The organism is Wenzhouxiangella sp. XN79A (assembly GCF_012272825.1).
GTDB lineage: Bacteria > Pseudomonadota > Gammaproteobacteria > Xanthomonadales > Wenzhouxiangellaceae.
Genome location: NZ_JAAWWS010000167.1, coordinates 19,730 through 44,692 on the forward strand (window position 1 = coordinate 19,730; position 24,963 = coordinate 44,692).

A 24,963-nucleotide genomic window follows, 5' to 3' on the forward strand; every position below is an offset into this window, starting at 1 on the left:
CATTCCCTGCTACCGTTTTCCCATGTCACGCCTACCCGCCCTCATCGTCCTGGCCGCCCTGGTCCTGGCCACGTACATCATGCTGGCCGACTACCTCAACCTGCGCGCCGTGCCCGAGGATCCGGTGCCGTCCGCAACCGACGTCCTGCCCTTGCCGCAACCCTGGGGTGGCTATGCCTGGCGCGGGCTGGCCCGTCAGGCCGGCGATACCTGGCGCCAGGATCCGACGGCGGCCACCGAAACCCTGCGCGCCGCGGCCGTTCGTTACCCCGTCGATGCCGTCCAGTGGCTGGACCGCGCCCGCATCGAGGCCGTCACCGGCACCCCCGAAGCGGTCGATACCCTTCTGGCCGTTGCCGGCGCCGTGCAGCCGTTCGAACGCCGCTCGCTGTGGTCGGCCACCCAGGTCGCGCTGCAGTCCGGCAACCCCCAACTGGCCGAGCGCCAGCTGCGCCGCTGGTTGCGCGACCATCCCCAGGACACCGAGCGCGCGCTGTTCGTCGGCCGCCGCTGGATCGACGCCCCCGGCGCGCTGCTCGACCGCGTCCTGCCCGAAGGCCGCGACTACCTCGACCAGGCCCTGCGCATTGCCCGCCGCCAGCGCGATCCCGACCTGGCCGACGCCGCCTGGGCCCGGATCCAACCCACGCCTGGCCACGACGCCCCGGCCTTCCTCGACTACATCGAAACCCTGCTCGACGCCGGCCGCGTCGGCGAGGCGCAACAGAAGTGGTTGGCCGTCGATCCGGCTGCAGGGCAGGGCGGCATCGTCAACGGTCGCTTCGATCGCGAGTTCGGTGAAGGTCTCGGGTTGAACTGGCGCACCGAACGCGCCCCGGCCGGCGTGCGCATCCAGCGCGACACCGCCGAGTACACCAGCGCCCCGGCCAGCCTGCGCATCGACTTCGGCGGCCAGGACAACATCCACCTGGCCGTCCCCTGGACCCGCGTCCCCGTCGAACCCGGCGCCCGGCTGGTCCTGACCGGAAGCTGGCGCGCCGACGGCCTGACCACCCGAGCGCGGCCCTACCTGCTGGTCACCGCCGAAGGCGCTCGGCTGAACGCCCGCCTGGAAGTCCCCGGCGCAAACTTCGACTGGCAGCCCTTCGAGCTCGACATCGACGTCCCCGAAGACACCCGGCTGCTCCGTCTCACGGTCCGCCGCGATCGCACGAATGCCTTCGACCGCAACATCGCCGGTACCCTCCGACTCGACGACCTCGACCTCCAGCCCCGCCCCGAACCCGCCGAACCCTGAGCCGAAGCCACCCGGCCCCGAATCACCTCCTCCCGTTGGACGCCGCTTCCTCCTTCTCCGTCGTTTCGCGGCACCGCGTCCAATACGTCCGTCGTCCCGGGGCGCCGCTTCCTCCTTCTCCGTCGTTCCGGGGCGCCGAACAGGCGAACCCGGAACCTCGTGACGCGGGCGCCACGGTTCGACGGGCGATTTCGTCACGAGATCCCGGGTTCCGGCTCCGCCGGCCCCGGGATGACCAGAAGTAGAGGGCGCCGGCCCCCGGGATGACGATGGTGGTGGGCACCGCGTCCAATACCTCCGTCGTTCCGGGGCACTGCTTCCTCCTTCTCCGTCGTTCCGGGGCGCCGAACAGGCGAACCCGGAACCTCGTGACGCAGGCGGCAGGGTTCGATGGGCGATTTCGTCACGAGATCCCGGGTTCCGGCTGCGCCGGCCCCGGGATGACGAGGAAGTAGAGGGCGCCGGCCCCCATTTCCCCGTCGTTTCGCGGCACCGCGTCCAATACCTCCGTCGTCTCGGGGCGCCGTTTTCAATGCCTCTGTCGTTCCGGGATGCCGCTTCCAATACCTCCGTCGTTCCGGGGCGCCGAACAGGCGAACCCGGAACCTCGTGACGCGGGCGGCAGGGCTCTACGGGCGATTGCGTCACGAGATCCCGGGTTCCGGCTCCGCCGGCCCCGGGATGACCAGGAAGTAGAGGGCGCCGGCCCCGGGATGACCAGGAAGTAGAGGGTGCCGGCCCCCCATTTCCCGTCGTTTCGCGGCACCGCGTCCAATACCTCCGTCGTTCCGGGATGCCGCTTCCTCCTTCTCCGTCGTTCCGGGGCGCCGAAGAGGCGAACCCGGAACCTCGTGACGCAATCGCCCCTCGAACCCTGGCACCACCTCACCCCGCCCACGGTTCGCTGAACCCCGAACCCCGCCACCCGCCCACGGTTCGCTGAACCCCGAACCCCCGCCACCCGCCCACGGTTCGCTGAACCCCGAACCCCGCCCCTCACGGAACCCCACCCATCCATAGCTTCCCCCTATCCCAACCGTCACCAAATATTCACACCCTCTTCCCTTGATTTAATTAGAAAATCCGGATACCGTGAAATAACGATCACGTCCTGGCGTACTGGATCGAAGTAGTTCGAAGAACCATCACTCGCAGTAGGGGAATCCATGGGAGCCTGGATCACCAAACGAATCAGCGGTCCATCGGTCCATCGACGGCCGAACACCGCAGTGCGCGCCGTGGGTGGCGGCGTTGGGGGGCACAGTGGCTGGATTCCCTGAGCTCGACACCGCCCACATCCTGCTGGCGCTGGCCGTGGCCTTCGGCGCGGCCGCGGCGCTGGTTCCGTTGCTGAACAAACCCGCCGCCCGCCTCGGCCTGGTCGACCACCCCAACCACCGTAAGCAGCACGAAGCGCCCACACCGCTGACCGGCGGCCTGGCCCTGGCCCTGGGCGCGGTGGCCGCCTTCCTGGTCGCCTTCGGCGGGCAGTGGCAGCCGTTCTGGACGCTGGCCCTGGGCGCGGCCGTGCTGCTGGTCGTCGGCCTGCTCGACGACATCCGCGAGCTTTCCGCCAGCCTCCGCTTCCTGGTCCAGATCTTCGTCGCTGCCGTCATGGTCTACGGCGGCGGGCTGGAAGTGCAGAGCCTGGGCCCGGTCTTCGGCGCCGGCCTGGGCAACATCGGCCTGGGCCCGTTTTCCGGCCTGTTCACCATCGCCTGCGTGGTGTTCATGATCAACGCCGTCAACATGATGGACGGGCTCGACGGCCTGGCCGGCGGTGCGGCCTTCGTGGCCTTCCTGCTGCTGTATGCCGTGGCCCTGCTCGACGGTGCCCCCGCCGGGCTGCGGGCCCTGCCGCTGCTGATGGCCGGCGCCACGCTGGGCTTCCTGGTCTACAACCTGCGCCGGCCGATCCGCCCGCGCGCCCGGGCGTTCCTGGGCGACAACGGCAGCATGGTGCTGGGCTATGCCATGGCCTGGCTGGCCATTGCCATCGCCACTCGCGAAGGCGCCGGCGTGTACCCCGTCACCATCGCCTGGCTGCTGATCATCCCGGCCATGGACACGCTGGCCCTGTTCGTGCGCCGCATCCGGCTGGGCCGCAGCCCGTTCTCGGCCGACCGCGCCCACCTGCACCACCTGCTGCAGCGCGCCGGCTACCGCGTGTCGACTTCGGTGTACATGATCCACGCCCTGGTATTGCTGGCCGGCCTGTTCGGCGTGCTCGGCTGGCAGCAGGGCTGGCCGCCGGCGCTGCTGTTCGTGCTGGCCGCCGCCGTGCTGATCGGCTACCAGCTGCTGCTGGCCCGCGCCGCCCGCCTGCTGCGCTGGCGCCACCGCCGTCGCCGCCGCCGCAACGGCGAAGCCGCCGACGGCGGTCCGAACGGTCGGCGCCGCCCGGTAACCATCCAGCACAGCAGCGGCCACATCGGCCCGCGCAGCAGCAGGCGGGGAGGGCAGCCATGACCGACCACGACCGCCGCCCCGGCCCCGGCATCGGCCCGGGCCCCGAACCGCGCCCGCGCGGCCAGTGGCGCGCCGTGTACTGCAAGCCGCGCGAAGAACAACGCGCCCACCTGCACCTGCTCAACCAGGACTACCGCGCCTTCCTGCCGCTGGCCCGCGTGCGCAAGCGAAACCGCGGCCGCGACCGCAGCCTGCTCGAGCCCATGTTCCCGCGCTACCTGTTCGTCCGGCTGGCCGACTACCGCGAAGACTTCGGCCCCATCCGCTCCACCCGCGGCGTCGTCGGCCTGGTCCGCATGGGCGACGACGTGCCCTGCGTGCCCGACGAACTCATCGACCTGCTGCAGGCCCGCTGTGAGGCCGGCGGCGCCATCGACCTGACCGAGTTCGAACGCCTGGCCGAAGGCGACGAAGTCGAAATCACCGCCGGCCCCTTCGCCGGCCTGAAAGGCCTGTTCCACGCCCGAACCGGCGAACAACGCGCCCTGGTCCTGCTCGAACTCCTCGGCAAACCCCAGAAACTGACCCTCCCCACCACCGACCTCAGAAAAGCCAAGGGGTAACCGGTTTCCACTGAAAACTGCCCACTGAAAACTGAAAACTTTCTTTCGTCCCTTGCCATCCCGCCCGTCCCGGGCTACGATTACCACGCGTTCAATGACTGAACGCATGGTTTCGATGGTTTCCAAAGCAACCAAGCGGCCGGTGGGGCCCACACCCATCGGCGGTAGCGTGCCGTGATAGCCTTGCCGGCAATAAAAGCAACAACCCTGCGGGCGACACGATGGCGAAAACCGCCTTCGACAAGCTGGATGTCTGGAACCATGCCGTCGAACTGGCGGTGCTGGTCCACGACGCCACCGAAGACTGCGAGCACCACTACCTGTCCGACCGCATGCTCCAGTCCGCCGTCAGCATCGCCGCGCTGATCGCCGAAGGCGCCGAGCGCGCCTCGCTGAAGCACTTTCTGCACCACGTACACCGCGCCCGCGGCGCCGCCGCCGAGTTACGCACCCACCTGCACCTGGCCGAACGCATCGGCGCCCTGCAGGCCGGCCTGGCCCGCGCGTTGCACGACGAAACCATGGTCGTGACCGAAAAACTGCACCGCCTGGCCAGATCCCTGGGGCACAGCGAAGAACGCCGGTACATCCTGCCTCCCGTGCTCGACAAGGACACCGAAGCCCCACCACGCCGCGGCCGCCCCGCAGGCAGCACAAAGAAAAAGAAGCCCTGACCCTTGACGGTTTCCGGTTTCCGGCCCCCGAGCCCTGAACCCTGAACCCTGAACCCTGAACCCCGAAACCCTGGTTGTCGCCTCCCCGGCCCGGCCCGCGCACACCGCCCGGCATTGAAAGTGACCATCAAAGTAACTACTCTAGAGCCATGCCCGAGCCAACCACCAACCTGAAGGACGCGAAAGCCAGGCTGAGCGAGCTGGTCGATCGGGCCTGTGCCGGCGAAACGGTGACGATTTCCAGGCGCGGAAAAATCGTTGCTCGCCTGACCGCCAGCACACTTCCGCGCGAGCCCATCGATCTCGAAGACCTGCGCGCGCTCACGGCTCGACTGCCTGCGCAACAGACGTCTGCCGACGCGTTGATGCGCGATCTGCGTGAAGACGCTCGCTATTGAGCGCAGCGCCGTCCTATCTGGATACCAGCGTTCTGGTCGCCGCCCTGGGCAACGAGCCGTCCACGGAGCGAGCCCAACGGTGGCTCGTCGCCCAGTCGCCGGCTGATCTTTTCATCAGCGATTGGGTCATCACCGAATTTTCCAGCGCTCTGGCCCTGAAATTGCGCATCGGCCACCTTCAACTCGAACATCGCGCCGAGTGCCTGGCCGCCTTCGCAACGCTGAAAGAGCGCAACCTGAATGCGCTGCCGGTCAAGAGCGCGCACTTCCGCGCCGCAGCGCAAATGACCGATCAGTACCAAACCGGCCTTCGTGCTGGAGATGCCCTGCACCTGGCCGTCTGCGCCGATCACGGAGCACGCATGATCACCCTGGATCGAACCCTGGCTACGGCCGCGACCCGGTTCGGAATCCCGTCATCAGCACCCGAGCCGGATTGACCCGGAACGACGGAGAAGTGGCAAACCGCGCCCACCACACCTCGTCATCCCGGCCGACACGCCAGAACCCGAAACCCGAAACCCGAAACCTGAAACCCGAAACCTGAAACCCGAAACCCGACTTTCCCCCTTGCCATCCCGCCTAAACCCGGCGAGTCTACCCTCGCGTTCAACCACTGAACGCATAGTTAAAACCGCAACCAAGCGGCCGGTTGGGCCCACACCCATCGGCGGTAGCGTGCTTGAGCCTTTTTCGTAAGTCGGTTTTCGGTTGTTTGTTGTTGGTTGCCGCGCGCCGCAGCTTGAACATCCCCTCGATGGCAGCAATCACCAGATTCGAAGACATCGAAGCGTGGCAGTGTGCTCGAGCACTGGCCGGCGATGTGTATTCCATCTGCCGGAGAGGTGAGCTAGCACATGATTTCGGTTTGCGCGACCAGATGCAGCGCGCCGCGGTCTCTATCATGGCGAATATCGCTGAAGGCTATGTCCGACAAGGGCGCAGGGAGTTGATCCAGTTCCTGAAGATTGCACGAGGCTCCCGCACCGAACTGCAATCCCACTTGTACCTGGCGCTGGACGCTGACTTCGTAACAAACGCCGAGTTCTCCGCGCTCCAAAGCAGCGCCGAGGTAACCGGGCGATAGATTTCCGGGTTCATCCACTACCTCTCTTCGAAGCAGGCCGCCGAAAACACCGGCAAGGTCAACGAAGAATTGGATTTTCAACCAACAACGAACAACCAATAACCAACAACGGTGTTCAAACGCTTCTCCGCCCTTCCGCCCGACGACCGCCGCGCCCTGTACGCCGCCGCGCCCCGATTGCTGTTCGTCTGGGCCCTGCTTCCGTTTTTGGGCATCAAGCGCCTCCAGCCCGGCCCCCCGAAGGCCGCGACACCGAGCGAACGCGAAGTCGAGCAGACCACTGCGCCCGGCGCGCGGACGAGCAGCCGCGAAGTCGAGCCCTGGGAAACCCGCGCCAGGGCCATCCACCGAATCGCCACGCGCCTGCCCAACTGCCGCTGCCTACCCAGGTCCCTGACCCTCGCTCGCTGGATGGCCAGCGAGGGCCTCGACCCCGAACTGAAAATGGGCTACCGGCCAGCGTCTACCCGCGACGGCGCATCCGAGCCCCTGGCCCACGCCTGGATCGAACTCGATGGCGTACCCATCGGCGAAACCGAAGAGTCCCTGGCCGGCCTGTTGCCCCTGTCCTGGCCAACCGCAGCCCGCGCATCACGACGCTGGTCCCGTGGCCCACTGAAAACTGACAACTGAAAACTGAAAACAAGCCCCTATGCCCTACCGAGGTTTCGAAGATCTGGACGTCTGGAAGCGCTCAAAGAAACTGGCCGTCGACATCTACGCAGCCTTCCGATCCAGTAACGATTGGGGCTTGAAGAACCAGATCACCCGCTCGGCTGTCTCCGTTCTCTCGAACATCGCAGAAGGCCACGAGCGCGGAACAACGAAGGAATTCATTCGCTTCCTCTACATCGCCAAGGGCTCAACGGCAGAGCTCCGCACCCAACTGAGCATCGCCAGCGAAGTAGGGGAGATCAACGCAGAAACTGTGACTCGACTGATCGACGAGGCCAGACAAATCAACGCAATGCTCCAGTCCCTGATCCGCAGCACCGAAACCAGGGCTGGCGAAGAAGCCGCCGGCTATGAGCTCCTCGACTTCGTTTCCGAAGCCCGAAAACTGGCGACTGAAAACTGAAAACCGACAACTGAAGACTCACCACTGACAACTGAAAACTGTTAACCGGAAACTGAAAACTGCTCACTGAAAACTTTGTTGTCTGACGACCTCAAATACCAGATCCTGACCGCCCTCGAAGCCAACCCGAAGGCTTCGCAGCGAGAACTCGCCGCCGAAGTCGGCATCAGCCTCGGACGCACGAACTACTGCCTCCGCGCCCTGATCGACAAAGGCTGGGTGAAAGCCAGGAACTTCAAGAACAGCAAGAACAAAGCGGCCTACATGTACAACCTGACCCCCAGCGGCATTGCCGCCAAGGCGCAGGTCGCCCGAGCGTTTCTCGCAAAAAAGCAGGCCGAATACGAAGCGCTGGAGCAGGAAATCGAGCAATTGCGCCAGGAAGTCGAGGAAAGCCCGGACTCGCAGTTCCGGAACCCGGAAACCGTAAACCCGAAACCGAATTCATGAATCATTCGACGCCAAACAGCCGCCCTTGGCCCGCCGAATCTCAGGAGATCGCCTTAGATCTCCCCCTGACAGCACGCCACCTATGCGACTTGGAGCTACTGACCAACGGCGGGTTTGCGCCGCTGACCGGCTTCCTCGGCCAGGCCGACTACGCGTCGGTGCTTGAGCGCATGCGCCTGGCTGACGGAACGCTGTGGTCGATGCCGATCATGCTGGACGTATCCGAGGATATGGCCGAACGGCTGTCGGCAGGCGATGTCCTCGGCCTCCGCGACCCCGAAGGCGTCCTGCTGGCCACCATGACCATCGAGGATCTTTGGGAACCCGACCGCGAACTCGAAGCCGAGGCCGTGTTCGGCACGCTGGATCGCAACCACCCGGGCGTGGCGCACCTGCTGGAGCGCACGCAGCCGGTCTACGTCGGCGGCCCGGTCGAGCAGGTCGAAGCGCCGATCCACTACGACTTCCCGCACCTGCGCTATACCCCGGCGCAGCTGAAGGAACTGTTTGCCAAGCGCGGCTGGGAAAAGGTCATCGCGTTCCAGACGCGCAACCCGATGCACCGCGTGCACCAGGAGCTCACCTTCCGCGCCGCGCGCGAGATCGAAGCCAACCTGCTGATCCACCCGGTGGTGGGCCTGACCCAGCCCAACGACGTCAACCACTACACCCGCGTGCGCTGTTACGAGCACATCATCAAGCGGTACCCGGAGCAGACCACCCAACTGGCGCTGTTGAACCTGGCCATGCGCATGGCCGGCCCGCGCGAGGCACTGTGGCACGCGCTGGTCCGAAAGAACCACGGCTGCACGCACATCATCATCGGCCGCGACCATGCAGGGCCCCGCAATGCAGCCACCGGCGATGGATACTACGGCCCGTACGAGGCCCAGGAGCTCATCAGCAACCACGCAGATGAAACCGGTATCCAGATGGTGTCGTTCCACGAGATGAAATACTCCGAGGGCCGCGCTCAGTACGTCACGGTCGACGAGCTGAAGCCCGACGAACCGGTGCGAGAAATCTCCGGCACCGAAGTCCGCCGCCGCCTGGCCGAAGGCCTGGAAATACCGGACTGGTTCAGCTACCCGGAAGTCGTCGCCGAACTCAGAAAGACGCACCCGCCCAGGGCGAAGCAGGGCATCACCATCTTCTTAACCGGCCTGTCCGGCTCAGGCAAGTCCACGCTGGCCAACGCGCTGCAGGTCAAGCTGATGGAGCTGGGCGGAAGGCAGATCACGCTGCTCGACGGCGACATCGTTCGAAAGAACCTGTCCAGCGAACTCGGCTTCTCGAAAGAACACAGAAATCTGAACATCCAGCGCATCGGTTTCGTCGCCAGCGAAATTACCAAGAACGGCGGCATCGCCATCTGCGCCCCCATCGCGCCGTACACCGCAACAAGACGCGAAGTGCGCGACCTGATCGAACCCCACGGCGGCTTCATCGAAATCCACGTCAGCACGCCGCTGGAAGTCTGCGAACAGAGAGACCGAAAAGGTCTCTACAAAAAAGCCAGGGCAGGGGAAATAAAAGAATTCACCGGCATCTCCGACCCCTACGAAGAACCTGAGCATCCAGAACTGACAATCGACACCAGCCTGGTGCAGCCGGATCATGCCGTGCAGCAGATACTGCTCAAGCTCGAGAACTTTGGGTATTTGACCGGGGAAAGCGGGTAAGGCCGGTAATCGGTGGTCGGAACTCAGAAGTCAGAAGCCGGAAGGGGCGGACATTCTTGCCGACCGTGAATAACAACCAAACACACGAGTAAATTAGCGAACAAGCCGACTTGTTTTCTTCAGAAAAATCCTATACCCGACTCTTGCGAGAGCTCGCGGGCCATTTGCCAGCGCGCCGCAAAAAGCAACTGGCAATGCTCTTGGGGCTCATGTTTCTCGGCTCGATGTCGGAGATCATCACCATCGGCGCAGTCGTGCCCTTCATTTCGCTCATGGCAAATCCGGGGATGGCAATGGAATACCCATTGCTACAAGACCTTTTCGGCGCTCTAGGCTGGCACCGTCCCGACTCGCTTGTCCTTCCAATGAGTATCGTATTCGTAGCAATCGTGGCTTTTGCCACCAGCATTCGTCTGCTTCTTGCCTACGTTAGCAATAAGCTGGTGTTCGCAATCGGACATGATCTCGGTATTCGCCTCTATTCAGTAATGCTCCACCAGCATTATGCATACCATATTTCGCGAAATACCAGCGAGGTGGTTGGCGACATAAATAAGGTCCAGATCGTGCTAGGCACGGTGCTGCGTCCTTTTATGGACGGTGTAATCGCGATCATCCTGGGTGTAGCCATTCTGGTGGCTCTGCTGCTCGTCGATGCTGTTACTGCACTTTCTGCGGGCCTGCTCTTCGTGATCATCTATTTAGTGGTTATCCGCCTTTTCCGCACTCGACTGCGACGGAACAGTGCCGTCATCGCCACCGCGCAGGGCAGCCGCGTTCGTGCCGTGCAGGAAGGGCTTGGTGGAATTCGCGATGTAATCCTCGATGGCAACCAGGCCCACTACACACACACCTTCTCCGAATTGGACCGCGGATTTCGCAATGCCCAGGCTGCTAATGCTTTTCTCGGCCAGGCGCCACGATTTGTTGTCGAGGCCATCGGCATCGCGCTTATCGTGGCGCTGGCTTACACCTTGTCGCTTCAGTCAGGTGGCCTGGTTGCAGCCCTACCGGTTCTGGCAGCGCTGGCACTGGCGGCCCAGCGACTCTTGCCGCTCGTGCAGCAAATTTATCAGGCCTGGGCGCAATTCACCGGTAACGTGAAGGTCCTGGAGGATGTGCTGGAAAGCCTGGCGTTGCCCGTCGATGAGTCATTGGTCGAGAAAAGCACTCACCTTGCGTTCTCAGAGTCGATTGAACTTGACGATGTCGGCTTCCGCTATGCGCCAGATCAGCCCGAGATTTTGCAGAATATCTCCTTGAAGATACCAAAGGGTAGCCGCGTGGGTATAGTCGGCCAGACCGGAGGAGGAAAGTCGACGTTGATGGATGTGGTTATGGGGCTCCTTGAACCTACGGCCGGTCAGATTCGAGTTGATCGGGTCAGCGTACATCGAGGTAACCGACGCGACTGGCAGCGCCGTATCGCGCATGTACCACAGCACATTTATCTCTCCGATGCGACGATTGCTGAAAACATCGCCCTCGGAGTCCACCCGGATGACATCGACCAAGACCGGGTCCGTAGTGCTGCGCGACAGGCGCAGATCGCCGATTTCATCGAGTCTGGACGCAACGGCTATGAGACCCGCGTCGGCGAGCGCGGCGTCCAACTCTCGGGCGGTCAGCGTCAGCGCATCGCGATAGCTCGGGCCCTGTACAAATCGGCGGATGTGCTGGTGTTCGACGAGGCCAGCAGTGCGCTGGATGCAGATACGGAGACCGCGGTAATGGAGGCCGTCGATAACCTGGATCCGGATCTCACGCTGTTCATCATCGCCCACAGGGTTCAGACGCTGCGGAAGTGCAACCTCATTATCCGACTAGAGGAGGGTCGATTGGCGTCGGTTGGCACCTACGAGGACGTAATCGGGGCTGAAGCCGCTGGCGCGGTGGCAGATGTGCAGACCTGAGTGCTCCGTTATGCTCGAAATCAATTTCGTATTGATTATCGGCGCAGCTGAGTCCTCTTGAATGGTGTTAATGCGCACCGTCATTGCCCAGATGCCGAGCGCGCGATCTGATTATCTCGAAGTGCTTTGCGAGATTTACAAATCTCTCGGTAGTTCGGTCCATCCGATCAAATGACCTCGGTATCGCTGGCTTGCCGCATAATTTCCGGAGCAGAAAAGTGATGGTGCCGTCGGTAATAAGAATTGCAAATGCGAAATCAATCATTTGTATTTTTTTAGTTTTGCGATGGGTTCCCAAGCTTGCGGCGGAAGGCTGAGGTGCCTTTGGTCAATCTTTTTATCGTGGGCGCAGCGAAGGCTGGCACGTCGAGTCTGTGGGCCGCACTCAGAGGACATCCCGATATCTTCGCCCCGGCGGACGAGTTGCAAAAGGAGCCATCTTTCTTTACGCCCATCGCGTCTGGGCGTGGGACGTACTGGTACGAAAGTCTGTTTCGGGAGGGCCGCGACCGGGCCTATCGAATGGACAGTTCTACCGCATATCTGGCTACGCCGGAGTCGGCGGCTGCGATCCACGACTACAACCCTCATGCACGGATAATCATCGTCTTGCGCAATCCCGGCTCACGCGCCTATTCGCTCTATCTCTGGATGGTGGCGGAGGGTTACGAATGGGCCCCGAGTTTCGAGGCAGCGCTCGATCTTGAGGACACCCGCGCTGCAAATCCTCAAGATCGCAAGTCCATGCCGCAGTACTTCTGGAATTACATGTACCGCAGATCGGGGCTGTATGCCGATCAGGTGCAGCGTTTCACAAAGCTATTTGCACAAAACGTTTTACTGGTGAATTTCCACGAATTAGTAGCCCGGCCTGCCGTGGAATTGGCGCGGATACAGGAATTTCTGCGGGTCGAGCGGGCGGCCCTGACGCTGGAGCGCGAGAACCCATCGATGCAGGTCATCAGCCCACGGCTGAGCTTTGCCGCGCGCCAAGTACAGCAGAAGCTATCGTCCCGGTTGCCGGCGCGTTTCGGCCAGACCAAAAGGGCGAGGGACATTCTACTATCGCTGTGCGCGACGAATCGCAGGCCGCCGCCGATGCAGCCGGCGACACGTGTCGCGCTGGATGCGTACTTTGCGGAGGATCTGGCGCAGCTGTATGAGCGGTACGATGTCGACCTGCGGCAGACGAAGAGCCTGCAGGATGGCCCCGGTGCGTCGCGAGACAAGGCACGAGGACATATGAAATGAAGCTGAACCTTGCTTGCGGTTCTACCTACGTTGACGGCGACGGGTGGGTGAACTTTGATTTTGCGCCGCTATCCCCCAATGTGCGGCAGGCCGATCTCCTGCAGTCCCTGCCGATCCATGACGACAGTGCCGACATCGTTTACACGTCCCACTTCCTGGAACATGTGCCGCGCAACAGTGTCGCTGGATTCCTGGAGGAGTGCCGCCGCGTACTGAAGCCCGGCGGCTCCCTGCGCATAGTGGTGCCCGATCTCGAGGACATCTGCCGGACGTATCTCGCCGAGCGAGATGCCGGGCGGGATGACCGCGCTGATTTTGTAGCACTGGAGCTTATCGACCAGTGCGTCCGCAAGGAGAGTGGCGGAAAGCTAGGCCAGTATTATGATGACCTGACCAAGCGTATGGCAGACCAACCGGCCATGGTTTCGTTTGTGGCCGAGCGCACCGGCCACAACCTAGTTGAGTTCGGGGTCGCTGAGGAATGCGGCTCCAAAAAAAAGCCCGGTCTCGCGGCTCGCGTTTCTCGAAAGCTTTCCGCCCTCAGGCTGCGGGTCGGGCTCGCTCTGCTTCCCGCGGGCTTTCGGTCGCAGAATGTCAGTCTGGCAGAAATTGGTGAGACGCATCAATGGGTGTGGGACTTCCATATGTTGCGGGCTGTGCTCTTGGACTGCGATTTCGTGGATATAGCACGGTGCGATTGCCGGAGTTCGAGAATCCCTGCATTCCCTGTCGAAGCGCTGGATCTGGACCAAAACAATCAGCCGCGAAAGGGCACAGGCTCGATGTATGTCGAAGCACGAAAACCGACGAGATAAGATTCGTTGCAAGTCATTCATGTCAATCAGTCGGATGCACTTGGCGGGGCTGCCAAGGCGGCAGCAAGAATCCACGACGCGGTGCGAGAGAACGGCGTAGACAGCTGCTTGCTTGTCGCGCAGTCGCTCCAAGGTGATCCGGCGACAGAAACAACGTCCAATCGGAGCGAACGGCTGTCCGGACCGGTGCGGCGGTGGATGACGCGGGGAGTCACCGGCCTGCTCAAGACGGGCAATGTTGTGGCGCACGAGCCTGCTCTGTTCTCTAACGCCTGTGCCCGCCAGCTGCGAAATTCCGGTGCGGATATCGCGCACCTGCACTGGGTTTCGGACAACATGCTCTCTATAAGAGCTATCGCTCAACTTCCGATGCCTGTAATCTGGACACTGCATGACATGTGGGCGTTCTGCGGCGCGGAACACTATGCCGACGACACGCGCTGGCGGGCAGGGTACGCTCGGCACAATCGCCCGCCGCACGAAGGTGGCCTTGATCTTAATCGATGGGTCTGGGCCCGTAAACGCCGCCTCTGGAAGCGTCCTATGCACATCGTTGCGCCAAGCTGCTGGTTGGCTGATTTGGCGCAGCGTAGTGCGCTGATGGCAGATTGGCCCATCGAGGTCATCCCTAACGCTATCGACACGAACGATTGGGCGCCGGTTGACAAGCGTGTGGCCCGGCAGGCGCTGGGTCTGCCGGACGATGTACCGCTGGTACTATTCGGTGCGATGGGCGGCGGCGCAGATCCACGTAAGGGATTTGATCTTCTTGAAGATGCCCTCGGCGGGCTCTCTGCGGAGACCGACCTCGATATCATGCTGCTCGTATTTGGAGGTGGGCCGAATAAAGAGGCTGCCAAACTTGAGTTCCCAGCGCGGTATCTTGGGCACTTGGGGGACGACTTGTCTTTGCGTTTGGTCTATAGCGCCGCAGACATGTTAGTGATTCCCTCGAGGCTGGACAATCTGCCGAATACCGGGGTCGAAGCTTTGGCCTGCGGTACACCGCTTGTCGGATTCGACGTTGGCGGCATGTCCGATCTGATTCTGCATAAAGGAACTGGGTACCTCGCGCGCGCGCAAGACGGCGCCGACCTGGCTCGCGGCATAAGGTGGGTTTTGGCGCAAAGGCGGCGCGACCTTTCAACGCCCCTCGGGTCAGCTGCGCGACTGCATGCGGAAACAAAATTTGCCGCGCCAGTCGTGGCCGAGCAATACCGGCGGCTTTACGCATCTGTGTTGGAAACCAACGCCGCCGTGCCGTCTGCCCTTAGACAAAAAACCTCGAGTTAAAGGACCAGCCCGCCATGCTCCTATCGTGCAGCCACAATTTCATATTCATACATATTGTGAAGGCGGCTGGTTCAAGCGTTACGGCCAGTCTGACGCCCTATGCCAACAGACCCGAAACCCGCCTGCCCAACCGGATCATTCGAAAGCTGGGGCTTGATGTACGACTGCCGGGCAGGTACCGCGAATTTCCCGTCCATATCTGGGCGAGCCGCCTACGCGATCGCGTGCCTGCGCAGTTCTTTGACAACGCTTTCAAGTTCACCTTTGTCCGAAACCCCTGGGACTGGCAGGTATCGTTGTACCATTGGTATCGAGACCACCCAGAGCATATTCTCCACGAATTGGTCAGCAAGATGCGATTTGAAGAATACGCTCAGTGGAGAGCCGATACACCCCCACTCTACTACCAGAGAAACTATCTAGTAGACGAAAAAGATGATCCGCTGGTCGATTATATTGGCCGGTTTGAGAATCTAGCTGACGACTTCAACGAAATCTGCCAACGAATCGGTGTCCCCTCGCAGCTCCCACAGGTCAATATCACACGAAATCGCGGCGGGCGGGACTATCGAACTTATTACACCGACAGATCGGCTGAGCTGATCCGCAAGACCTATGAGCGTGATATTGCCTTTTTCAACTACCGCTTTGAATGAACACTGATCTGCCGCGCATATCGGTTGTGACGCCGAATTACAATCAGGCGCCGTTTCTGGAGCAGACACTGGCCTCCGTGCTGGACCAGGGCTATCCAAATCTCGATTACATAGTGATGGACGGCGGCTCGAACGACGGCAGCTTGCAGATCGTCGAGCGTTACGCAGATCGCCTCGCGCACTGGGAAAGTGCCGAAGATAAGGGACAGTACGACGCAGTAACCCGCGGTTTTGCCCATGCCACCGGCGACGTGATGGGCTGGATCAATAGCGACGATATTTATCTGCCCTGGACTTTGCGAACCGTGGGCGAGATCTTCCGCGATTGCCCCCAGGTCGCCTGGATCACCAGCCTTACCCAGCCCCAGATCGGAGAAACCGAGATGTGGACTGGAGTCTTCACATTGCCCGGTGTGTCGCGCGAAAGTTTTCTTGACGGGCGCCACTTGGGGTTTGGTTATCGGAACACTGGCTATATTCAGCAAGAATCTACCTTTTGGAGGCGCAGCCTCTGGGAAAAAGCCGGCGCAGCCGTTGGGCAGACCTGCGGGACGGCGGGAGACTTTGAATTATGGTGCGCGTTTTTCATGCAGTCCGAAGTGTGTTGCGTTGCGCAACCGCTGGCCGCGTTTCGGTCGCGTCTCGGTCAGCGGTCGCAAACCTTGGCAGCCCGTTACGAGGCCGAAAGCGTGACGGCACTCGCTGGCTGCCGCGCGAGGATGGGGCATCGTTCCAGGCTCGGAGCGCGTACGGCCGACTTAGTAAGTTATTTCCTCCGAAGAAAACCGGCATTTCTCGTAGGAGGCCTTGGATACATTTCCTGGAACTGTGTCTCTGAGCAGCGCGGATGGAAATGCTACGAAGCCGCTTTCCTTTAGCGCAGCCACCGCTGCTGAGAGAACGCTCGATTGAGTTGACATTGAAAAAAAGAATTACTGAGATGGTGAAAGGGCTACGGTGGGGTTCGATATGAACGCGGCTGAACCGGAACGCACTTTCGTACTTGGGGTGGGAGCACAGAAGGCTGGAACGACGTGGCTCCACCGGTACCTAAATTCATTTGCCGAAGTCCGTATGGGTGTCGGGAAGGAGTATCACATCTGGAATGCGCTCCATCACGACTTGTGCGCGAATCAGAAGCTGACGCTTAAGAAGATCTTTCGGACAAAACCAAACCTCGCATTCCTGCCCTACCCGTCGCAAGAACTCCTCATTCGCTTTTTGATGCAGCGGTTTGAGGGATACTATGAACACTATTTCTCGAACCTCGCCCGTGGCCGCGTCCGGATTGCCGGAGATATAACCCCATGTTATGCGGGTTTAGACCCGCATACGTTTAGAACCATCAAGACCCGTATGGAAAGCAAGGGGTTCCGAGTTAAGGTTGTATTTTTGCTTAGCGATCCGGTCGAACGTTGCTGGAGCGCTGTTCGGCATCATCGTCGGGTGCTGAATCTCTCTGGCGGGCATCTTAAGACGGAACGCGATACAGACCATCTTCGCCGTGCCTTCAGGTCCGACCAGATGCAATTCAGGACGAGATACCAGCAGACGATTACTAACCTGGAGGCGGTGTTTCCCCGTGAGGATACCTGGATCGGATTGTACGAAACCATGTTCTCCGAACCTGAAGTACGGCAATTGTCGGCGTTTCTTGGCATTCCAGCCAACCTAGACTTTACCAAGAACAGGGTGAACGCGTCGCCGAAACATCAGAGTTCACTGGACCCCGGAACGGCGGCTATGATCCGGGACTTCTACAGCGATGTCTACGATTACTGCAATGAGCGGTTTCCGCAAACGAAAGAGCTGTGGCGGCAGCCTACCGGGCAACTGACGAGCGATATTCTCGCGTGACCAAGAAACCGATCTTCATGCATATCCCGAAGGCTGCGGGATCAACATTCAAATCGATATTGTGGCGATGCTGTGGGCATGGCTGTGTATACGATTTCCAGGCCCCGGACTATGCGCGCGGATCTTGACCGCTTCTTCGAGCTCTCGGAAAATGACCGTAACGCCTATTTTGCAGTGCAGCGCCACGTCCCGTTCTGGCTCCATGAATATCTGGGGGGGGTGGACCTACGTGACACTTCTTCGGGATCCAGTCGACAGGTTGGTTTCTAATTACAAATTTGTCCGGACCCGCAAAGACTACCCGGACCACGAGAGAGTCTATTCCGGAAAATATTCATTTGCTGACTTCGTTGACTTCACCGATGAAACGGGACGCCTTAATCTTCAGGCGCTGTGGCTCAGCGGGCTGATGCCGGTCGAGACGTATTCGCGCAAGACATTCGTTGCTGACCGCTCCGACGAGGAAGTGCTTGCGATGGCTCTACAGAATCTTGACGACCATTTTGCTCTTGCGGCACCTGTAGATCGCTTCGACGACTTTCTGCTGTGCTGCTGCAAGTTATTCGATTGGGGCATTCAATATTATGCGAATGTCAACCGCGGGGTTGGGCGGGACCCTCAGCTCGCGCCCGAAGTCCTTGCGGCGCTGTAAGAGCGAGTGTTGGCGGATCGGACGATTCTGGATACCGCCACGAAGCAATTTGAAAAGAAACTCGTTGACCTGGAAATCGGTGGACGGGACCGCACGGTGCTGGCCGTGAAGAAGCACGGATATCGGGCGGCAAGCTACTTGCGTGACTGGATCCGCGCGCCGACTACTTGACGCAACCCAAAATGGTATACAAAGTCAAGTTCTCCATCTTCCCGGATTGGCCTATCGAACGCCAGCTGCCGCTTCGCGGCCCGCGTTGGGGAGAGTTCGAGTTTCATGTGAATGCCCCCGTCGAGAGGGCAGATTTCTGGGTTGTTTCTGCGGGGATGTTCGATGCGGAGCGCTGTATCTGTCCGCCCAATCGAACGCTTTTCGTTACTTATGAGCCGTCATCGGTTCATGAATACGACCCTCTTTTTCTTGGTCAGTTCGCCGCGATCCTGACGTGCCAGCGAAACATCCAGCACCCGGGCGTCACCTACGGCCCCCAGGGCCAGCAATGGTTTGCTGGCCTGAGTTGGCCCGACCTGGGCGTCACAGAAGACTACGACAGTTTGGCGGGGATGTCCGCGCCGAAGAAGACGAAGCTCATTTCGCTGGTCTCGTCGCGCAAGGTGATGACCCGTGAACACGAGCGACGGTTGAAGACTGTCGAGCGTCTTAAAGAGACCTTTGCAGGCGTTCTCGACGTTTACGGGAACGGTTTCAAAGCTGTTCCGGATAAACTCGACGCCATATTGCCCTACAAGTATCATCTCGTCCTCGAAAATTGCCGAGAGAAAGATTACTGGAGCGAAAAACTCGCTGACGCCTATCTTGGGTGGGCATATCCGTTGTATTGGGGATGCCCGAATCTGTCAGATTATTTGCCGGGTGACGCGTTCGAGGCGCTGCCAGTTGACGGATATGACGAAATGGCAGGTGCGATCGAGGATGTTCTGGAGGCTGATGCTTATGAACAAAAGCGGGCCGCTATCGGATCGGCCCGGGACCTCGTGCTGAACGAGCAGAATGTCTTCGGCCGTGTGACTAGCATTTTGCGAGAGATGACGGGACAAACTCCAGCAGATGCGCGTCCTTTATTGATCCGCGATGAGCGGCATTTCATCGCACGGGGTCCACTTGCCCAGTCCGCGCGAAATGGCCGGTCTTTCATCCGTCGCCTTTTCGGGCTCAATATTCCAAACCGAAAATCTTTGGACTGAAAATATAGGATGGCGAATCTTCTTGTAATCAGCGGCTATTGGCCAACTGAGGAGGACCCGATCAGCGGCATCTTCATCGTTGAGCAGATTCGCGCCTTTACCGAGTTGGGCCACAATGTTTGGGTCATGGTTGGGCAAGCATTTGGTCGACGGCGGCGGCTACTTTCTTTGGAGGATCTGGGTCTGGACAGCGCTTCGGTGAAGCTTCTGTCGCCGCTGTTTATTCGGGCACCGGAGCGGTTGAGCCATCTTCCTTTCTTCTTTCGGGCGAACGTGCGGAATACGGGCCGATTCATCGCGGATGCGATACATAGGATCCGAGATGCGGGTGTCGAGCTTGATGGGGCGCTGGCGCAGGATCTGCGCTATGCGATCGCCAGTGCGCCGATTTGGAGCCCGGTTCTGAAAGCACCAGCGGTCGGGTTGGTACATGGCGTAGATCCAGTGCTCGACAAGGGGACGCTGGATCAGTCGATATTGAGCGCGCTCAAAGACGGACTGAAGGAACTGAGCGCGGTGGGGATAGTTGGTATGTTTCTGACGAGACATCTGTCAGGAATCGGGCTGGATGCATCTCAATTCCAGCTGGTCTTGAATGGAACGGAAGTGCCTGCGAATTATCGTTCATGTAACTATGCCACGGCAGGACCGAAGCGCATTCTGAGCGTTTCCCGGCTATGTGCATGGAAGGGGGTTGACGACACTTTGCGGGCGCTGGCTCTCCTCAAGAACGATCTCGGGCTTGCTGACTGGGAGCTTTGCATCGTCGGGGTCGGGGAGGAACGTACAGCGCTGGAGCTGCTCGCAAAGCAGTTGGGAATCGTGAAAAATGTTCGGTTTGTCGGGCGGCTTGATCGGAGCGGGACGCTGGCAGCATTCGAGCAATGCGACCTTTTTTGTCTGCCCAGCTGGGCCGAGCCATTCGGAATCGTATATCTGGAGGCGATGGCCCGCGGCCGTCCCGTGATCGGTTGCGACAATTGCGGTCCCGCGGATTTTGTGGTTTCCGGTAGAGACGGCATACTGGTCCCACCTAAAGATCCGGCCACTTTGTCCAAGGCGCTCAGAATGCTCTGGGATAATCCGGAGAGCCTCTCCGAAATCGCGGCCGAGGGGCGGAGGACGGCGGAAAAACTTACTTGGAAGCGTAATGCGCTCCAGATCAGCAAACTTTTAGGCTTCTAGTGAACACGTTGACCGTTCCAAGGATCTGGATCTGGAATCCAACGTTATATTCATTGAGTGCGCTGGTGGCGCTTCGCCTCGCCTCGCCGGCAACAGCGACGCTGAGTTTTGCATTGCTCGGCGCCTATGCATTGCTAGGTCGACGTCAGGCAATCCACGCGCTACTGTTTTCCTGGCTGTTTTTGATGCTTAATCCTGCAATTGCGCCCACGCCTCCGGCTACAACCGTCATGCGGTATCTTGTGCTGTTATGTGCCGCAGCGTCAGTTCTCCTGCGGTCCCCATTTATCCGTAATAGCCTACGTATGAGCCGGCTGTTTGCGATGACCATGGTGCTCGGGATATTCATCGTTCTGCACTCGATCCTGATTAGCCCAGAGCCTACAATATCGGTTCTGAAGGGTGTTGCTTGGACGCTCGCGATAATGACGTCGCTTGCTGCGTGGGAAGGGCTGACTCCCGAGAGCCGGAATCGGACAGCGAATGAAATATTCCTTGTGCTGTTGCTGATCGCGTTTACAAGCCTGCTATTGCTTCCCGCGCCAGTCTCATATATGCCCGGGAAGTCATTGTTTCGTGGTGTGCTTGGACATTCACAGGCGCTTGGGCCAACGCTCGCGGTTCTGGCAGCATGGACGTCAGCGTTACTTCTGCAACGTGCAAGTTGGCCGCGAATCGTCATCCTGACGATCATAGTGCCATTGATTTTTCTCACCGGCGCCCGCACTGCGCTTCTGGCGGCCATTCTCGGCCTCGCTCTCGGCGTCGTCTTTACACCGGCGCTGTCCCGCCAACGACTGCTTGAGGCGGCGCCGGCCCTCAAGAGTCGTTCGATTTTATTGCTGTCCATTGTCAGCCTGCTTCTCGCCAGCATATGGATGGAGGCGATTACCTCGAACGTCAGTAGCTTTTTGAATAAGGGCAGACAAGCGGATTCAGTGCTGGAAGCCTATGAGGAGTCGCGAGGCGATTTGATTAACGTTATGTTGGCGAATATTCGCGAGCGGCCGATGTTCGGCATTGGGTTCGGGATCGCTTCCGATCCAAACGCAATGGAGGTTGAACGTTTCGCCGGTATCCCGGTGTCTGCGGCTATTGAGAAGGGCGTCACGCCGATAGCGATTCTCGAAGAGTTGGGAATCGTGGGCTCCTCGTTAATAGCGTTATGGGGCTGGTATCTGGTCGTGAGTGGTGCGCGCGGTGGACTCGCTCCGCTTGCGTGCTTGAGCACGATCTTGGCGCTGAATCTTGGTGAATCAAGCCTGTTTTCTTCAGGTGGCATGGGGATGCTCTCGATCGTTATGATCGGCTGGATTGTGTCCAGTGCTCGTTCAGGGCGACACCAGCGAGGGGCGACATGAGGCGAGAGATATGGATCTGGCAGAACGTGTTGTCACCACATATGGCGCCGCTTGCGGCAGCCTTGGCGGAGCGCGGACATCGGGTCAGATATATCGCGCAGCAGCTCTCTCTTGCGGAGAGGTCCGAGCTGGGCTGGACACCGCCGTCCCTTGGTCGGGCGGAGCTGGTCCATTGCCCGACCCCGAGGTCGCTGGAACGCTTGGCGTATACGGCACACGCGGGAATCGAGCATCTATTTCAGGGGTTTCGCGGAAACGGCTATCTGGCCCAGGCTTACAAGGCGCTCGGACGTCGCAACCTGTCGTTTTGGGTCTTTCTGGAGACGGTGGACGACCGCGGCTGGAAGTGCCTCGCGCGGCGCGCCTACTATCGGCGCATGTTTGCGCGTTGGAATCCTCATTTGCAGGGGGTCCTTGCAACGGGCTTTTCGATGCCGCGCTGGGTAATAGATCGAGGCATGCCCGAAGCGCGCATTTTCCCCTTCACTTACTTCCTCCCTGATCAACGTCGAAGTCTTCCAGTTGCGCGAGGCTCCCCAGGGCCCTATCGGATTATGTTTGTCGGCAAGCTGATAGAACGTAAGGCATTGGATGTCCTCTTGACAGCTTTGTCGCGATTGAAGGCCAACAGCGATGACATCCAGCTTCTCGTCGTCGGGATGGGGCCGGAAGAGAGGGCACTAAAGGGCATGGCCGAGCGTCTCGGCGTATCTGGCTTGGTCAGTTGGTTGGGAAGCCGAAAGATCGACGAAATCCCGGCATTGATGGCTAATGCCGATCTTTTTGTCCTCCCGAGCCGATTCGACGGGTGGGGGGCGGTCGTGACTGAAGCGTTGATGGTTGGGACGCCAGCGATCGCAACGGCGGGGTGCGGTTCGGCTGAGGCCGTTCAGGCCAGCGGTTGCGGTGAGGTAGTGCCCGCTGGCGATGTCACGGCACTTCAATCTGCCATAGAGAGCGAGTTTGCGCGAGGCCGCGTCTCCGCGGAGTTCCGGTCGCAACTGGCCGGCTGGGCGCATGCTTTCAGCGCCGATCGCGGTGCAGATTATTTATCGGGATTGTTCGATGCTGCGGCGGCCGGCGCGTCGCCGCCCGCGCCGCCTTGGAAAGCTGCGCGTCCGCCGGAACGCTCCGTTTTTCAAGACACCGCGCGTAAAGCGTCGCAGATAAAGCAAGGAAATAGCATATTCCGAGGCGCATCGCTTCCATGAATGGCCTGAGGCTTACTGGCTGGAATCATAAGCAGAGCATCAAGGAGGTAATACGACACGTCCTATATCGCGCGGGCCTCTTTTCTCTCCTTTCTCAGCATCGACAGAGACGGGGCTTCATAACCGAGCATCTCACCCTTGGTGACCGTGCGAAACGGTTCGACGAAATCTATGAACGTGGTGTCTGGCGGCATTCAGACGGTCAGGTCGCTGACTCCGGCCTCGGCTCTGAGCTGGCCGTTACCGAGATGATTAGGAGTGAGCTTCCCGGCATACTGACGGAGCTCAATGTCAAAAGCTTGGTCGATCTGGGCTGCGGGGACTGGACGTGGATGTCACGAATTCAACTGCCCTGCAGGTATCTTGGGCTGGACATCGTTCAAGCGGTTGTCAACCGTAACGAAGCTAACTATGGCACCGATCTCATCAATTTCCAACAGTTGGATGCTGTCACCGAAGAGCTGCCGGATTGCGATGCTGTGTTATGCCGGGAAGTGATGTTCCACTTGAGCTTTGAGGATGCGCGTTTTGCCTTTGATAACATCAGGCGTCACGCGCGATGGGTCATCGTTACGAGTGATTCGGGTATTTGGTTCAATAGCGACATCCCGTCGGGCGACTTTCGGATGCTAAACCTTCAGCGTGCGCCGTTTCGGTTTCCCTCGCCCGACCTTCGTATTGTTGACGATGAACTGGTCCCGGGGCGGTTTCTGGGCATCTGGAACACCGCGCGGCTCGATTCCAAAAGAAACTCCGTGCCTTGAATATCGTTCATGTCACTTCCGCATTGTGCACTCAGGGTGCTGGCGTCAAGGCCGTCGTCGAGGGCCTTTCCGCCGCCCAGGCGGCACAGGGCGCGGATGTCCGCGTGCTTGGGCTCGCGACTGAGGCTTGGTCCGCTGGCGACGCGGGACTGTGGTGCGGTGCCTCGCCAGAGGTCTTTAATGTCCGCGGACCGAGTGTCTACGGTCATGCACCGGATTTGTTTCGCCGGCTGAATTCGCTTGCGCCGGATCTCGTGCATTTGCATGGTCTCTGGATGTATCCGTCCAAGGCCGTCGCTGACTGGGCTCGAGGCACCGGCCGTCCTTATATGCTATCGCCCCACGGCATGCTGTCGCCAGTGGCGCTCTCGTTCAGCCCGACCAAGAAGCGAATTGCGCGGCTCCTTTTCGCTGACAGGGTCCTGCGGACAGCGGCCTGTCTGCAAGGAACATCTGAGGAAGAGTGCGCCGACATCCGGTCGCAGGTAAGCGGCATCCCCGTCGTGAACGTCCCAAATGGGATTCATCTACCGCCGGACGACCCACCGGACAATCGCCCAGTCTTGGCGACGGGCCCCTTCCGCGAACTGCTACATCTTGGACGCCTACATCCGAAGAAGGCGGTCGATCGTCTTATCGATGCATGGGTTCGCGTGGAGCGGGACTTCCCGGACTGGATTCTGCGTATCATCGGACCGTCGGAAAAAGGCTACGGCGAGGCGCTGGAACGGCGGGCGACAGCGCTAGGTGCGACACGGGTCTCCATCGAAGGTCCGATCTACGGTGACGATAAGCAACAAGCTTACCGGAGGGCGGAAGTGTTCGTGCTTCCGACCCTGAACGAGAACTTTGGACTTGTTGTTGGCGAGGCGCTGGCTGAGGGAACTCCCGTCATTTGTACGCGCGGAGCGCCTTGGCAGCGTCTGGTAGAACACGGCTGTGGATGGTGGATCGATCCCGAGGTGGCCGACATCGAAGCCGCGCTGCGCCAAGCAATGGCAATGGATGCTACGTCGCTTTCCCGAATGGGACAGGCTGGTCGTGAGTGGATGCAACGTGAATATTCCTGGGAGAGAATAGCCCGGATGACGCTGGATATATATCGCTTGCTGCTTGGGCAGGGGGGATAGGCGGGACTGCG

General features: G+C 60.3%; 25 protein-coding genes. All 25 read left to right on the forward strand.

What is annotated here, in order from left to right:
• Positions 1-22: 22 nt before the first annotated feature.
• The 25 genes from HFP89_RS14680 to HFP89_RS14800 all read left to right on the forward strand — a co-directional run bounded on the left by HFP89_RS14680 (position 23) and on the right by HFP89_RS14800 (position 24,952).
• Entirely contained in the window at positions 23-1,258 is a 1,236-nt protein-coding gene (locus HFP89_RS14680; protein WP_168718426.1) for a hypothetical protein, read from the forward strand.
• Positions 1,259-2,521: 1,263 nt separating this feature from the next.
• Positions 2,522-3,727, forward strand: coding sequence for an MraY family glycosyltransferase (locus HFP89_RS14685; protein WP_168718427.1), 1,206 nt, complete (start codon positions 2,522-2,524; stop codon positions 3,725-3,727).
• Complete coding sequence (rfaH, locus tag HFP89_RS14690; protein ID WP_168718428.1) at positions 3,724-4,290, forward strand: transcription/translation regulatory transformer protein RfaH; 567 nt, start codon at positions 3,724-3,726, stop codon at positions 4,288-4,290. The genes HFP89_RS14685 and rfaH overlap by 4 nt, the downstream gene beginning before the upstream one ends.
• Before the next feature lie 221 nt (positions 4,291-4,511).
• Entirely contained in the window at positions 4,512-4,964 is a 453-nt protein-coding gene (locus HFP89_RS14695) for a four helix bundle protein (protein ID WP_168718429.1), read from the forward strand.
• A gap of 149 nt (positions 4,965-5,113) precedes the next feature.
• Positions 5,114-5,362, forward strand: a complete 249-nt coding sequence (locus HFP89_RS14700; protein WP_168718430.1) for a type II toxin-antitoxin system prevent-host-death family antitoxin — start codon at positions 5,114-5,116, stop codon at positions 5,360-5,362.
• Positions 5,359-5,802 (forward strand): type II toxin-antitoxin system VapC family toxin, encoded by a 444-nt coding sequence (locus HFP89_RS14705; protein WP_168718431.1) that lies wholly within the window; start codon positions 5,359-5,361, stop codon positions 5,800-5,802. Before HFP89_RS14700 ends, HFP89_RS14705 begins: the two co-directional genes overlap by 4 nt.
• Before the next feature lie 242 nt (positions 5,803-6,044).
• Entirely contained in the window at positions 6,045-6,449 is a 405-nt protein-coding gene (locus tag HFP89_RS14710) for a four helix bundle protein (protein ID WP_240956437.1), read from the forward strand.
• A 111-nt stretch (positions 6,450-6,560) separates the two neighbouring features.
• Complete coding sequence (locus HFP89_RS14715) at positions 6,561-7,082, forward strand: lasso peptide biosynthesis B2 protein (protein ID WP_168718432.1); 522 nt, start codon at positions 6,561-6,563, stop codon at positions 7,080-7,082.
• Positions 7,083-7,101: 19 nt separating this feature from the next.
• A complete protein-coding gene (locus tag HFP89_RS14720) occupies positions 7,102-7,527 on the forward strand; it encodes a four helix bundle protein (RefSeq protein WP_168718433.1) in 426 nt (141 codons plus the stop codon).
• 75 nt (positions 7,528-7,602) lie between these two features.
• Positions 7,603-7,977 carry a MarR family EPS-associated transcriptional regulator gene (locus HFP89_RS14725; RefSeq protein ID WP_206212399.1) on the forward strand — a complete coding sequence of 125 codons (375 nt, stop codon included), beginning with the start codon at positions 7,603-7,605 and terminating at the stop codon, positions 7,975-7,977.
• Positions 7,974-9,659 (forward strand): bifunctional sulfate adenylyltransferase/adenylylsulfate kinase, encoded by a 1,686-nt coding sequence (locus tag HFP89_RS14730; RefSeq protein ID WP_168718435.1) that lies wholly within the window; start codon positions 7,974-7,976, stop codon positions 9,657-9,659. Before HFP89_RS14725 ends, HFP89_RS14730 begins: the two co-directional genes overlap by 4 nt.
• Positions 9,660-9,769: 110 nt before the next feature.
• On the forward strand, positions 9,770-11,572 hold the full coding sequence (locus HFP89_RS14735) for an ABC transporter ATP-binding protein (RefSeq protein WP_168718436.1): 1,803 nt from the start codon (positions 9,770-9,772) through the stop codon (positions 11,570-11,572).
• Positions 11,573-11,890: 318 nt separating this feature from the next.
• Positions 11,891-12,823 carry a sulfotransferase gene (locus tag HFP89_RS14740; RefSeq protein WP_168718437.1) on the forward strand — a complete coding sequence of 311 codons (933 nt, stop codon included), beginning with the start codon at positions 11,891-11,893 and terminating at the stop codon, positions 12,821-12,823.
• Entirely contained in the window at positions 12,820-13,638 is an 819-nt protein-coding gene (locus HFP89_RS14745; RefSeq protein WP_168718438.1) for a methyltransferase domain-containing protein, read from the forward strand. Before HFP89_RS14740 ends, HFP89_RS14745 begins: the two co-directional genes overlap by 4 nt.
• A 6-nt stretch (positions 13,639-13,644) precedes the next feature.
• Positions 13,645-14,931, forward strand: a complete 1,287-nt coding sequence (locus HFP89_RS14750) for a glycosyltransferase (RefSeq protein WP_168718439.1) — start codon at positions 13,645-13,647, stop codon at positions 14,929-14,931.
• Positions 14,932-14,945: 14 nt separating this feature from the next.
• Positions 14,946-15,587, forward strand: a complete 642-nt coding sequence (locus tag HFP89_RS14755; protein ID WP_168718440.1) for a sulfotransferase family 2 domain-containing protein — start codon at positions 14,946-14,948, stop codon at positions 15,585-15,587.
• A complete protein-coding gene (locus HFP89_RS14760) occupies positions 15,584-16,465 on the forward strand; it encodes a glycosyltransferase family 2 protein (protein WP_168718441.1) in 882 nt (293 codons plus the stop codon). Before HFP89_RS14755 ends, HFP89_RS14760 begins: the two co-directional genes overlap by 4 nt.
• A gap of 91 nt (positions 16,466-16,556) precedes the next feature.
• Positions 16,557-17,444, forward strand: coding sequence for a sulfotransferase domain-containing protein (locus HFP89_RS14765; protein ID WP_168718442.1), 888 nt, complete (start codon positions 16,557-16,559; stop codon positions 17,442-17,444).
• A gap of 202 nt (positions 17,445-17,646) precedes the next feature.
• Entirely contained in the window at positions 17,647-18,096 is a 450-nt protein-coding gene (locus HFP89_RS14770; RefSeq protein WP_168718443.1) for a sulfotransferase family 2 domain-containing protein, read from the forward strand.
• Positions 18,097-18,278: 182 nt separating this feature from the next.
• Positions 18,279-19,301, forward strand: coding sequence for a glycosyltransferase family 10 (locus HFP89_RS14775; protein WP_168718444.1), 1,023 nt, complete (start codon positions 18,279-18,281; stop codon positions 19,299-19,301).
• 9 nt (positions 19,302-19,310) lie between these two features.
• Positions 19,311-20,486 carry a glycosyltransferase family 4 protein gene (locus tag HFP89_RS14780; protein ID WP_168718445.1) on the forward strand — a complete coding sequence of 392 codons (1,176 nt, stop codon included), beginning with the start codon at positions 19,311-19,313 and terminating at the stop codon, positions 20,484-20,486.
• Positions 20,487-20,539: 53 nt separating this feature from the next.
• Complete coding sequence (locus tag HFP89_RS14785; protein WP_168718446.1) at positions 20,540-21,847, forward strand: O-antigen ligase family protein; 1,308 nt, start codon at positions 20,540-20,542, stop codon at positions 21,845-21,847.
• Positions 21,844-23,058 carry a glycosyltransferase family 4 protein gene (locus HFP89_RS14790; protein WP_168718447.1) on the forward strand — a complete coding sequence of 405 codons (1,215 nt, stop codon included), beginning with the start codon at positions 21,844-21,846 and terminating at the stop codon, positions 23,056-23,058. The genes HFP89_RS14785 and HFP89_RS14790 overlap by 4 nt, the downstream gene beginning before the upstream one ends.
• Positions 23,055-23,822, forward strand: a complete 768-nt coding sequence (locus HFP89_RS14795) for a class I SAM-dependent methyltransferase (RefSeq protein ID WP_168718448.1) — start codon at positions 23,055-23,057, stop codon at positions 23,820-23,822. Before HFP89_RS14790 ends, HFP89_RS14795 begins: the two co-directional genes overlap by 4 nt.
• Positions 23,819-24,952, forward strand: a complete 1,134-nt coding sequence (locus HFP89_RS14800; protein ID WP_168718449.1) for a glycosyltransferase — start codon at positions 23,819-23,821, stop codon at positions 24,950-24,952. The genes HFP89_RS14795 and HFP89_RS14800 overlap by 4 nt, the downstream gene beginning before the upstream one ends.
• Positions 24,953-24,963 lie beyond the last annotated feature (11 nt).